The organism is Thermodesulfitimonas autotrophica (genome assembly GCF_003815015.1).
GTDB classification, from domain to species: Bacteria; Bacillota; Desulfotomaculia; order Desulfotomaculales; family Ammonificaceae; genus Thermodesulfitimonas; species Thermodesulfitimonas autotrophica.
Map to the genome: position 1 here is coordinate 310,205 of NZ_RKRE01000003.1, position 12,149 is coordinate 322,353.

General features: G+C 61.0%; 10 protein-coding genes. 5 read left to right on the forward strand and 5 right to left on the reverse strand.

Features of this window, described 5'->3' with window-relative positions; all coding sequences use genetic code 11:
* Positions 1-3: 3 nt before the first annotated feature.
* The 3 genes from EDD75_RS09035 to EDD75_RS09045 are packed head-to-tail and all read left to right on the forward strand — an operon-like array spanning position 4 to position 2,282.
* Complete coding sequence (locus tag EDD75_RS09035; RefSeq protein WP_123931285.1) at positions 4-957, forward strand: type II secretion system F family protein; 954 nt, start codon at positions 4-6, stop codon at positions 955-957.
* 11 nt (positions 958-968) lie between these two features.
* The gene (locus tag EDD75_RS09040) at positions 969-1,898 is read left to right on the forward strand and encodes a type II secretion system F family protein (protein ID WP_123931287.1); all 930 of its coding nucleotides are present in this window, start codon (positions 969-971) and stop codon (positions 1,896-1,898) included.
* A gap of 18 nt (positions 1,899-1,916) precedes the next feature.
* Entirely contained in the window at positions 1,917-2,282 is a 366-nt protein-coding gene (locus tag EDD75_RS09045; protein WP_123931289.1) for a DUF192 domain-containing protein, read from the forward strand.
* A 1,930-nt stretch (positions 2,283-4,212) separates the two neighbouring features.
* Here the strand turns inward: EDD75_RS09045 and EDD75_RS09050 are convergent.
* From EDD75_RS09050 to EDD75_RS09065, 4 genes are all read right to left on the reverse strand, one after another.
* The gene (locus EDD75_RS09050) at positions 4,213-5,349 is read right to left on the reverse strand and encodes a mannosyltransferase family protein (protein ID WP_123931291.1); all 1,137 of its coding nucleotides are present in this window, start codon (positions 5,347-5,349) and stop codon (positions 4,213-4,215) included.
* 4 nt (positions 5,350-5,353) lie between these two features.
* Positions 5,354-6,394, reverse strand: coding sequence for a lysylphosphatidylglycerol synthase transmembrane domain-containing protein (locus EDD75_RS09055; RefSeq protein ID WP_170157786.1), 1,041 nt, complete (start codon positions 6,392-6,394; stop codon positions 5,354-5,356).
* An 89-nt stretch (positions 6,395-6,483) separates the two neighbouring features.
* Positions 6,484-7,494, reverse strand: coding sequence for a glycosyltransferase family 2 protein (locus EDD75_RS09060; protein ID WP_123931295.1), 1,011 nt, complete (start codon positions 7,492-7,494; stop codon positions 6,484-6,486).
* Positions 7,484-8,953, reverse strand: coding sequence for a hypothetical protein (locus EDD75_RS09065; protein ID WP_123931297.1), 1,470 nt, complete (start codon positions 8,951-8,953; stop codon positions 7,484-7,486). The genes EDD75_RS09060 and EDD75_RS09065 overlap by 11 nt, the downstream gene beginning before the upstream one ends.
* 136 nt (positions 8,954-9,089) lie before the next feature.
* Between EDD75_RS09065 and EDD75_RS09070 the strand changes: the two genes are divergently transcribed.
* Positions 9,090-9,614 (forward strand): nitroreductase family protein, encoded by a 525-nt coding sequence (locus tag EDD75_RS09070; RefSeq protein WP_123931299.1) that lies wholly within the window; start codon positions 9,090-9,092, stop codon positions 9,612-9,614.
* A 62-nt stretch (positions 9,615-9,676) separates the two neighbouring features.
* Positions 9,677-10,825, forward strand: coding sequence for an iron-containing alcohol dehydrogenase (locus EDD75_RS09075; protein ID WP_123931301.1), 1,149 nt, complete (start codon positions 9,677-9,679; stop codon positions 10,823-10,825).
* On the opposite strand, the gene EDD75_RS09080 is transcribed toward EDD75_RS09075, so the two are convergent.
* Positions 10,820-11,905, reverse strand: a complete 1,086-nt coding sequence (locus tag EDD75_RS09080; protein ID WP_123931303.1) for a DUF763 domain-containing protein — start codon at positions 11,903-11,905, stop codon at positions 10,820-10,822. The genes EDD75_RS09075 and EDD75_RS09080 overlap by 6 nt on opposite strands.
* Positions 11,906-12,149: the final 244 nt, after the last annotated feature.

Sequence of the window (12,149 nt, forward strand, 5' to 3'; positions counted from 1 at the left end):
AGGATGGTAATACTCTTCGTTTTTCTCGCCTGCCTCTTTGCGGGACTCGCCTTGTGGGAAACCTTCGAGGCTAAGCGCCGCTTGCTTGCGGCGCGGCTTGAGGGGTTGACCGCAGCGGGTGCCGGAAAGCTGCCGGTCGCCGAAGGTGCAAAAGGCCGGCAGGGGTTACAATGGCTCAGGAGCAGCATCACGAGTTTCCGGCCGGCGCTTGGCTTAATGAAGCGCCTCGATGCGGAGCTATCGCGCGCCGACATTCTCCTCCGGGCGGAGGAGTTTTTGCTTGCGGTTTGCGGCGTGGCGTTTTTGTTTGGTGTTGCCAGCTACGCGATGACGCAACGGCTGGCGGCGGGGGTGGTGGGCGCCGCCATCGGCGCCGCGCTGCCATACATTCTCCTCCGGCGGGCGCAGGTCCGGCGCCTCCACGCCTTCAACGCCCAGATCGCCGACGCTCTGGTGGTTATGGCCAACACCTTGCGGGCGGGTTTCGGTTTTCTTCAGGCTATGGAAGTGGTCCGGCGGGAAATGCCCCCCCCGATAAGCAAGGAGTTTGGGCAGGCGCTGGCCGAGATGAACCTCGGGATCGCAACTGAGGAAGCACTTATGAACCTATCGCGCCGGATTAAGAGCGACGACCTCGATTTAGTGGTAACGGCGGTGGTCATCCAGCGGACTGTCGGCGGCAATTTAGCTTCGGTGCTTGATACCATCGCGGAGACGATCAGGGAACGGGTGCGTATCAAGGGCGAGATCCGGGCCCTCACCGCGCAGGGGCGCATCTCCGGGCTGGTGATCGGGTTGTTACCTGTAGGCTTGGCATTACTACTTTTCTTCATTAGCCCCGGATACATTTCGTTTCTTTGGAGCACGCCTACTGGAATGATGTTAGCTGGCATCGCCGTCGGCACGGAGATCCTGGGTGCGCTGATGATCAAGAAAATCGTGAACATTAAGGTGTAGGGGGTGCAAAAATGGTCACCCTGACGGCGACACTGGTTTTTTTGGCGGTCCTCGCGCTGGGGCTGACGGTTTACCAGGCTTTTCGGGCTGGGGAAGAAGCGGTGGTAACCCGGGCAACCGCTTTGTTGGGCGGCGAGGGGCCGGCGACCTTAAGGGAACAGGAGTTGCGCCAGCCGCTTTACTACCGGGTAGTGAAACCCTTGCTCAGACGCCTCGGGGCAGCCGGGAAGCAGTATATCCCGGCGGGCAGGACGGCAAACATCGAGAAATTGCTCTTGATTGCCGGAAGGCCCGGGGGGTTAACGGCGGCCGAGTTTATGGTGTTGAAGTACCTGATGGCCATTCTATCCGGAGCGGTGGGGCTGCTTTTGGGGCGGCTGAGCGGTTTGCCGGCGGCCCAAAGCTTTCTTTTTGTAACGCTACTCCTCGTTTTCGGCTTTTTACTACCCGACTTTTTCCTTAGACAGAAGGTCCGGCAGCGCCAGGAGGCGGTCCGGGATGCCCTTCCGGATGTGCTTGACTTATTAACGGTGAGCATCGAAGCGGGGCTTGGCTTTGACGGCGCCATCCTCAAGGTGGTGGAAAAAATGAAGGGCGTGCTGCCAGCGGAGTTTCGCCAGATGCTTCAGGAAATAAAGGTGGGGAAGCCGCGACGGGATGCCCTACGGGATATGGCTTTACGACTCGATGTCGAAGAGCTTTCCTCTTTTATCGGGGCCATCCTTATGGCCGAGCAGATGGGCGTGCAGCTTGCGAACGTGATGCGCCTGCAGGCGCAGGAGATCAGACTCAAACGGCGGCAGCGGGCGGATGAACAGGCGATGAAGGCGCCGGTAAAGATGCTGATCCCTTTGGTCTTCTTCATTTTCCCCGCCACCTTTATCGTGCTTCTCGGGCCGGCCATCCTCAACATGGCGCGGGCCTTCCGCTCCGGTTTTTAGAAGCTTGAGGGAGCAAGGATGCTCGTCCGGGTGGTGAACGAGAGTTCCGGGAACGTGCTTGCGGAGCAGGCCGAAGTGGCGCGCTCTTTCGGGCGGCGTCTTAAGGGCTTACTCTTGCGGCGCGGGCTCGGGCCCAGCGAGGGTTTGGTCATTGAACCCTGCAACGCGATCCATACCTTCTTTATGCTATTCCCCATAGATGCCGTCTTCTACGACTTTGCGGGCTGTGTGGTGGCCGTCTTTCCCTACTTGGTTCCCTTCCGCTGCACTCCTTTTGTCCGCGAAGCGCAGGGGGTAGTAGAACTGCCGGCAGGAAAGGTTGCGGCTACGGGAACACAACCCGGCGACCGGCTCGCCTTCCTCCCGGCGCGCTTCGGAGGATAAGGGGCGCCTTCCTTTTCGTTCCGAAAGAGGATTAAACTGCCCCAGCGGCCGACGGGAACAAGTGCCGCTGGCGGTTTCAGGGCGCATCTCTCCGTATCCCAGAGGACATAGTCGACATGATTTTCCCGCAGGAAGGCTTCCTGGTCGAAGGTGGGGTCGCCAAAAAAGCGCGCCACCTTGCGCCGCTTTTCCTTGGCGTTAAGCGTCTGGTCGTGGTGGCCGGCCCAGACGCGGCAGCCGGCGCGCGCCGGAAGTCGCAGGCTATAAAGGGGCGCTGCCAGCACCACATCTTCCCGCCCGAGATGGGCATCTATCCACCGGTGCAGCGCCACTTCTTCCCGGCGCATAAAGCACCACGCCGAAGGGCGGTTCACGGGCGTGAGGCAGACGGCGGACAGGGGGGCGAGCAGGATTAAGGTCAAAACGACGGGGCCCCACCTGGTCCGGCACCAGGAAGCAACTGCCGCCACGGCGATGCCGGCGGCGAAACAGAAACCGGGGCCGGCCGCCTCCAAGAGCCTTTCCTGGAAGCTGAGCGGGAAGAGCACCGGGAGAAAGGGGGCCGCCCAGAAGCAGGCCGCTTCGCGGCGCGGGCCTTCGCGGCGCCACAGAACCAGGAGCCCTGCGAGCGCGGGCAGGAGGAGGGCGGCGTCACGGGTGAGGATTTCACGCCAAGGGGTAAGGGTGGCGCTCTGGGCCTGCCAGGCGCGGATATCGGGCTGGTGCATCAAGAAGTAAAGGTAGACGAGGTAGGGGGTGGCCAGGAGAAGGAAGGATGCGAGGGCGCGCAGGTCAGAAGCCACCCGGGGTCCCCGGTGGAAATATAGGGTGAGTAACGCGAGAAGCGCGTAAGGAAGAAGCATGTACGGGTGCACCAGGACCAGCCCGAGGAGTGCTGCGTTCCCGCAGAGAATGTACTTTACCTTCCGCGTGCGGGCCCACTCCCGCAGGCAATATGCGGCAAATAAGAACATCGCCTGGGAAAAGGCGACGTGCGGCAGCAGCAGCATGTTAGCGGCGGGGTAAAACTCAGGGTGAAAGATGAGGAGCAGGCCCCACTCCCGGTCGTAGAAGCGGGGGAACTGAATCGCGAGGCAGAAGAAGACAAGACCCCACCGCCGTTCCGCTTCGCGGAGGGAAAAAGTGTTCAGATAACGCCACGCGGCGAGGATGAGCAAAAGCGAGGCAGTGATCCGGGCGAGGTGGAAGGCGACGATCAGGGGGAGGTGAAGCCACAGGGCGAGCTTGCCCCAGAAGATGTAGTAGAGGAAAATGTAACCGCCCCGCGTATCTTCGGCGGTGAACATAAAATTCCACTTCCACCCGTATTCCGCCATGCGCATGTCGGTGAGGTAGCTTTCGAGGTCGTCGCTGGCAAAGAAAAACCCGGTGAACGTCGTGCCGGGGGGTGCGGCCGCGTAGAGCATCAGGTAAGGCAGGAGCGTCAGCACGGGTACACCAAAGAAGAGAAGCCAGAAAAAGCGCGGGTATCGCCGTGGGGTCACGGTCCCTCCACTTGGAAACAAGAGCATCTCCTCCGAAAATAGTTCGAAGTTTAATAGTTCAACGTTCGAAGTTTCATAAGGCCGCTGCCGTTAGTCCCTGAGGCGAGCTCTGCGAAAGTCCGTCCACGAGACACGGCGAAGGTGAGTATAGTGAACAGACCCCGCGAGTAGCGCCTCTCTTTAAATCCTTCCCCCGAGCGAGGCTTACCGGATCCTTTACTCCTAAACCGTACTTTAGAAGCACTGTATCCGGCGCCAGGAGCGGGGTCGTCGTTCACTACGAACCGAGCCGATGTCTCGTCGGACTGGAGCACAGCGCAGCCGGGGGACAACGGCAGGAAAGGCCATTTTCATTCCCGGTGGCGACGATAAAATCGTCGTGAACGACTCCCCTGTGAAAAAATCCCTCTCCTTTTCTTTTCGGCTTATTCGAGGAAGCTTTTAAGCCCAAAACCAAAAGCAAAGAAGGCGTTAACCAAAAAATAAGTGAGGGGGAGGAGGATTTTCGCCCCTTTTACCTTTCGGGTTGCCGCGAGGTAGGTAGCGGCCAGGATTTGCAGAAAAGGAAAGAGCACCGAAAGGTAGCGGATGAGGCCGATGGTGTGGGGGCTGTTGGCCCGCGGGTAGCAGAGGTGCATCAGCACCACGCCCAGGAGAAGGAGCAGGTAGGCGGGCCGGAGTGCCCGGCGGCGCCTAATTACCCAATAGCCGGTAAGGCTAAGAAAGAGGAGATTGATGGGAATCACGGGGTTGGGGTTCCGCCCCGTGCAAAAGTCTTTAAGGTCGGCGCAAAGGGGCTGCCAGGGCCAGGCAAAACCGTCGCGGTAAAAGTGATGCTGGCTCTTGAGGGGGAGAAGGGGGTCGCCGAACTGAAAGTAAAGGTAAAGCCCGAAGAGTAGGGGGCCGGCCAGCGTCAGGCTTAAGAAGAGCACCGGTTTCAGATTTAGCGCTTTGAGCTTGTAGCGCCGCGCGTGGAGGTAATCGAGCACGAGTACGGCAAAGATGACCGGACCGGAGTTCCGCGTCGCGCCGGCGAGGAGCCCCCAAAAGCCTGCGGCCGCCCACTTTTCCCGCCGCGCCGCGGCGAAGGCGAGCACCAGGAAGAGAAGAAAGAGCGCTTCGGTGTACACGGCGCCAAAGACGGCCGCGGTGGGGTAGAAAGCGGCAACCCAGACAACGGCTCTAGCCGTTGGGGCGTCGAAATCCTCTTGCGTCAGGCGGCGCAGAAAGTAGAGCGCGAGCAGAAAAGCGAGGTTGGAGATGATAACGCCCGCGAGGGCCCGGGTAACGTCCGTGTGGCCGCAAATTTTGAGCCAGAGCGGGTAGAGGGGAAAGAAAGGCGCGGTGAGTTCCCGGTAGCCGCGGGCGGCTATTTCCAGGTACCACTGGCTGTCGTACGCGGTCCAGGGGTTGAGCCACCAATTTGCTACGCCCGGCCAGGTTTCCGGAGGAAGCGGGCCGCGGAGGAGGTGCCCCGCGTAGACGAAGACTCCCTGGAAGACCTTTGCTACCGCGAAAACCAGGAGGATTTCCCGCCACGGCCGGTCAAGGAGTTGCCGCATAGGATCACCGCTCCCGGAAAAGGCTGCGGGGCGCCTTTGCCACCGCCGTCGTAGCAGCTTCACCGGGGGTAGGGTCTTCTTTCTGTTGCGCCGTTGCCTCAGCCGCTATCTTGCCGAGGCTGATGTGGGCCCGGGCGTAATAAGGCAGCCCGAGGGCCAGCGTGAAAAGGTAAAGGCTGCCCTGGTAGGCAAGCGATAACGCCAGCGCGACCTCTTTTGGCAGCCCGAAAGGGGCCAGGGCCGCCCAGAAGGCGAGCTGCATCACCCCGAAGGCTCCCGGGGAGGAAGGGACGAGGAGCCCGAGGTTAATAAAAAGGAGGAGGAGTAATGCGGCTTGGGGCCTGCTTGCTGCCGCGTCGGGAACCAGAGCCAAGAGAGAAAGGTAATTAGCCCCCCAGGCGAGCAGGCTCAAGGTAACGAGAAGCGCCAGCGTCCGCGGCCGGCCCAGGGGCCGCAAGGGGCCGGTGAAAGAGGCGAGGGCGTCGCGAACGGGAGCGGGGAACACGGGCGTGCCTACTGCCCGCTCGCTCAGGCGTAGCAACCCGGCAAAGGCCGCTGCTCCTACGGTCAGGGCGCCGCAGAGAATCAGCAGCGTGAGCCGGGCGGTTTCCGGTCTTAAGCCCCGCACCCCGACCAAAAGCGCGGCGGCTACCAGCAGTCCTAGTGAGGCAGCGTCCAGGACGCGCTCCACACACACCGTGGCGAAGGCTGCCGGGCCCGGTATCCCCGTGCGGCGCGCGAGGTAGTAGGCCCGCACGACTTCACCTGCCCGCGCGGGGAGAAGGTTGTTGGCCAGGTAGCCGACAATGATGCCGCCGCAGAGGGTGGAAAAGCCCACCGGTTGGAGCGGGCGCGTCGTGACCCGCCACATGACGGCCCGGGCAAGACAGCTTACCCCAAAGAAGAAGACGCAGGACCCCAGCGCCACCGGATCCGTCTCTTTAAGCGCCGCCCAGAAGACGGCGGGCCGCACCCGGTAAAAAACTCCCGCCAGTAAAAGGAGGCTGAGGACGGCGCCGCCAACCGTTAAAGCCCTATTTTTCAATGCTTTACCCTCTCCGGTTATTTGGTAACCTTGCGGCGGGTAACCCCGTGTAAATTCTTCTTCGCGCCCGGAAGGGCGATACCTTTTCGCTACCCCGAGAGCGAGCCTATCTTTTTTGCGGTCCTATTGTGCCCCTCGCTTCGCTGGGCCTCTCTTATCCGGTGAAAGCCGTACCTGCCCTTCACGATGTATAACGGGCGTTGCTTCACTTCGCTGTAAATCCGCCCGATGTATTCACCCAGGATCCCGATGGCGAAGAGCTGCACGCCGCCAAGGAAGAGGATTACCGTGATGAGGGAGGGGTAGCCAGGCACGTCCCGGCCGAAGAGGAGCGTACGCACGACAATGAAGAGAGCGTAGATAAAAGCGAAAAGGGCGACCGTGAGGCCAAAATAAGTGGCGAACTGGAGCGGGATGTAGCTGAAAGAGGTAATCCCCTCCAGGGCGAAATTCCAGAGCTTCCAGTAGTTCCATTTCGTTTTCCCGGCGTGGCGCCGTTCCCGCCGGTAGTAAACGGCGGTTTGCTTAAAACCCACCCAGGCGAAGAGTCCCTTCATAAAGCGGTTGCGCTCCCGCAGCCGCTTCAGGGCCTCGACCACGGGCCTGCTCATCAGCCGGAAATCGCCGGTATCCCGCGGGATCTTGATAGGGGTAATCTTTTCGACCACCCGGTAGAAAAGGTGGGCGGTGGCGCGTTTGAGCCAACTTTCCCCCTCCCGCTCGCGGCGGGTGGCGTAGACAACATCGTAGCCTTCCCGCCACTTGGCCACCAGTTCCGGGATAAGTTCGGGGGGGTCCTGGAGATCGGCGTCGATCGGGATTACCGCCTCCCCAGTGGCGTGATCAATCCCGGCGGTGAGCGCGATTTCCTTCCCGAAGTTCCGGGAGAGGTCGATCACCTTTACCCGGGGGTCTTTTCCCGCCAAGGAAAGGAGCCGGTCGAGCGTATCGTCTTGGCTGCCGTCGTTCACAAAAATGATTTCGTAGGGCTCGCCGAGCCCCTGCATGACGCGCGCGACCCGTTCGTAGAAAGGGCCAATGTTGGGGCCCTCGTTGTAAACGGGGACGACGAGCGAAAAGGTGCACTTTTCAGCGGGCACGGGACGCTCCCCCTTTCTTTTTGACCAGGATTACGGCCGTTTTGTCGGCGTAGTAGGTTTCCCAGGCGGGCGCGAAGCGTAAAGCCTGCACCAGCGCTGCAGCAGCGGGCATAAGCACGTAGTCGATACCATAAGCTTCAAGCAACGCCGGTGCCTCCGGCTCGAGGCGGGTAATCCGGCGGTAATCATCAAAGACTTTAGGGAAGTAAACGTCTGCCCGGCCGTCGATGAAAACCTTTTCCCCAGGACGGTTCCAGATGAGGTAGCCGCCCCAGCCGTAGTAGTTGAGCATTTTCCCCTTCAGGGGATGCTCCTTCAGGTAGGCGAGGGCCTTGACCGGGTATTCCTGCGGGTTGGCAAAACGGTAATCAACCGGGTTCTGGGGCGGCGTCCTGCCCGTCAGAATTACAGCGTAGAGCACGAGGAGCGCGGGAAGGAGAGCGTATTTCACCGCGCCTTTAAGGTGGGTTTTCCAGCGCAATTCGGGCCGGCAGTAGTTAGCCCAGAGGAGGCCGTTGACTAACAGCGCGTAGGCGATGAAGCGGGCGTGAGTGAAGGCGGCGGCGCCGCAAAGCAGGAAGAGCGCGAGGTCAAAGAGGCGGATGCGCTGCGGGGTGAGGAGCAGGAGCAAAAAGGTGCCCAGATAGTAAACGAGGAAGAGCTGGTTATAAGGGTTGTGAAAGTCCGGGGAGAGCCACTCCTGGATGTTATCCATCATTTCACTCGCGCCGATGGTGCTGAACGGGTAAACGAGAAGCTTGCCGCCGTTCGGGTTAAGGGCAGCAGCGGCCACACAGAGAGCCAATACCAGAAGAAGCCGCGCCAGGGCCATTTTATCGTGGTGCCGCCTGGCGAGTTTCTCGTGCCGGAGTGGGACCAGGCCGCAGCAGGTATAAAGAAGCAGAAGCGCCGGCCCTAAGAAAAAGGAGCCGTGATTGTTGGCCCACAGTGCTGTGAGCAGCGGGAGGAGGAAGAGGCGGTCCTCTCCCCGGTCGTAGCGGTGGAGGACGTGAAGAAAGGCAACGAAAAGGGCGTAGGAGATTACCTGGGGTCTAAGCTCGAGGAAAGGATAGAGCATTTCGCCCGTGATGAGCAGCACCAGCGCGGCAACGAAAAAAGGGCCTTTTGCCGTGGTCAACAGCCGCCAGTAAAGGAGAAAGAGCACACTGGCCACCGCGAGGAGGAAGGAGAGCACCCCCCAGAATTGCCCGGCAGCATAAGCGAGGTAAAGAAGAACCTCCGCGAGCCACTCGTGCGTAACCCAGGGCTTCCCCGCTACGGTCCAGGAGAAAGGGTCCGCATGCGGTACAGAGCGGGTTTGCACAATATACTTTCCCGCCGCCAGATGCCACCAGGTATCGGGATCGCTAATCCCGCCGCTAAAGGCGGTCACGATGAAGAGCAGAAGACCAGAAATTAGCAGAAAGAGAAATAAGTGACGCCAAAGAGTTTCCTTCAAACCAAGATTCTCCTGCTTCCGAGGTTTCCAAAATAGTTATCGGCGCGTTTTGGCGTTTCTTTCCCCCGGGTTGCGAAACTTTTAGCAGGACTAGTTACCCGGAGTGCAAAATAATAGAAAGAGGGGTGGTGAGAAAATGCCCGCCAAAGTGGTGCGGGTAATTACGGAACGGGCGTCGGTGCGCCGTTTCAAGAACGAGCCGGTGGCGCGGGAGGTGATCGAGAATCTCATAGAAGCTGCCCGCTGGGCGCCTTCAGCAGGAAACCTGCAGCCCTGGTTTTTTTATGTGGTTACCGATCCCGGACGGCGGCGTTGCCTGGCGGCGGCGGCGCTGAATCAGGGTTTTATCGCGGCGGCGCCGGTCGTGATCGTGGTCTGCGCTGAACCTGCCCGCTCCGCACAGTATTACGGGGAGCGGGGCCGGCACCTTTACTGTATCCAGGATACGGCGGCGGCGACGCAAAACATCTTGCTGGCGGCGACCGCGTACGGGCTTGGCTCCTGTTGGGTTGGGGCCTTTGACGAGAACCAGGTGCGCCAGTGCATCGGGATACCGGCGGAGCTTCGCCCGGTGGCGCTGGTGGCGCTCGGCTATCCGGAGGCTTCTGCGGAGAAGAGGCCCGGGCGGCGGAGCCTCGAAGACATAAGGAAGTATGTTTAGGGGATAGAAAGTGCGGGGCGCGAGAAAAGATTGATATCTGGGGCGAAAGGGGTTTGGTGTAGTTGCTTTTTGATCTGTACCTGCCGCAGCGCGTTCTTTTTGGGCCCGGAAGCACTTATCGCCTGGGCGAAGAAGCGCGACGTTTCGGGAAAAAGGTTTTGCTGGTGACGGGGCGGCGCAGCCTCAAGGAAACCGGAAACTTCGAGCGGGTGACCACGCCCTTTGTGGCGGCGAAGATTGAGGTTGCCTTTTTCGACCAGGTGGATCCGGAGCCTACGCTCGACACGGTTGAGGCGGTGCGGGAGTGCGCGCGCCAGGAGAAATGTGCGGTCATGGTGGCGGTTGGCGGCGGCAGCGTGCTTGATGCGGTTAAGGCGGCGGCGGGTCTTTTTTACGAAGAGGGCCCGGTGAAAGACTACTTTTACGGGCGCGAGATAACGAAACATAGGTTTCCCTGGATTGCGGTGCCCACCACCGCAGGAAGCGGTTCCGAGGCGACAACCAACGCGGTGCTGATCGACCGGGAAGCGAAGAAGAAACAGAGCCTGCGCCACCCCTTCTGGCTGCCTGAGGTGGCCGTGGTGGACCCGATTTTAACGATGGCGCAATCCCGGGAGCTTACGGCGCGGGCGGGCTTGGATGCCCTCACCCACGCGATTGAGGCTTATACCTACCGTTTTGCCAACCCCTTGAGTAACGCGGTGAGTTGCGAGGCCGTCCGGTTGATTGTTCAGAATATCCATACCGCCTACCGCGTGGGAAGGAACCGGGACGCGCGGGAGCGGGTAATGCAGGGAAGTTTCCTATCGGGAATGGCCATTCAGAACGCCGGCGTGGGGGCGGTCCACGCGCTCGCCCATACGATCGGCGTTCGCTATAATCAGCCGCACGGGCTTGTCTGCGGGGTGCTCCTCCCCCACATCATGGCCTTTAACCTGCCGTTAGTGGAGGAGAAGTACGCCGCCCTGGCGGTGGTGGCTGGTGTGGTGCCGCCGGGGACGGATACGACTGCGGCGGCGACCCGTTTTGTGGCGTACGTCCGCCGGCTGGTGGAGAAGTTAGGGCTACCGTCCCGGATTGGTGCGCTGGGCGTGAAAGAGGCGGATATCGACGAACTGGTGGAAGCCACCCTGCCGGCAAATTCCCTCAAGACAAATCCCCGGCGCGTTACCCGTCCGGAGCTGAAAGAGATTTTGCACCAGGCCTTATAAGCCTTCGTAGCGGGCGAGCCGGGCCAGGGCCTGCCGTTTTTCGCTGTACCCGAGGCGGGACTGCTCCACCGCCCGCTTCAAGACCCGGATGCTGTGTTCGTAGGTGGCCCGGTCTACGGGGTAGGGAGTGCCGTCTTTGCCGCCGTGGGCAAAGGCGAAACGGGCCGGGTCCCGGTAGCTGAGCGGCGTTCCGTAGACGAGTTCCGCAATGAGGCTGAGCGCCCTGATGCCCCGCGGACCTACACCCGGAGTTTCTAACAAAGCGACGAAGTCTTGGGGCGCGCGATCGTAGCTTTTTTCAAAGACGGTTTTCAGGCGCCCGGGGTCGAGGTCTTCGAGGAGCAACTGGTGCCGGTCGGGCAGGTCAAGTATCCGGTCGTGGATGCGTTTGATGTCGGCCACCAGCTTCTCCGGCCGCTCTCGCGTGAGTGCCGGCAGGCTCTGGCGGGCGGCTTCACTTTCTTGAGCCACGAGGTTGAGGGTTAAACCCCTGACGTCGCAGCAAACTGCTGTGTGGGGTTCGACGACGAAATCGCGGCAGGCCTCCGAAAGCCAGTGGTAGCGGCGCGCGCGCCGGGCGGCCGCATTCATCCCCTGCTGGATCACTACCCAGGTCCCCTGCGACGAGAAGATGAAGGTATGGTGGTAGAGGTCATAGCCATCTTGGACCGCCGCCTGGTCCACTTTGGCGGCGAGGCGGGAAGCACGCACCAAGTCTTCCGGGTTCGCCTTGAGGGGGTGCCGGGCGCCAAGCCGCAGGATCTCCTCCGGGGTTTTAAACGCCGTCGCTCCTTTGCCGCCGCAGACGAAGAGGCCGAGGTCCCGCTCACAGCCCCGCACGGCTTCTTTTAAGGCGCCGCAGACGGTGGTGGTGAGCCCCGAGGAGTGCCAGTCAAAGCCGAGGACGCAGCCGAAGGCCTGGAACCAGAAAGGGTCGCTCAGCCGCCGCAAAACTTCGGCTGGTCCGGCTTCAACCACTAAGAGTTCAACGATGGTCTGGCTGAGCGCCACCATCTTCTCGAAGAGCCAGCGGGGGCACTTCCCGGCGTGAAGTGGCAGGTTAGCGATTCCGGTGCGCACGGACGCAAGTCTCCTCTCTAAGAAATAATTTACCCCTTATTGCCGCTGCTGGACAATAGCCTTCAGGTTCGCGGCTGCCTACCCCCAGAAAGCGGCAGCCGCCAAGCGAATTCCAGAGTCGAGAGGAGAAAGAGGCGGTTTACCGGTTGCCCGCGCGAGTGCCCGGAGTCCGTTGGGAAGGAAGGAGATGGACGCTGCCCGGCGAAAAGATGAAATGAGGGTTTGCGGTGACGGCAAACGAGGT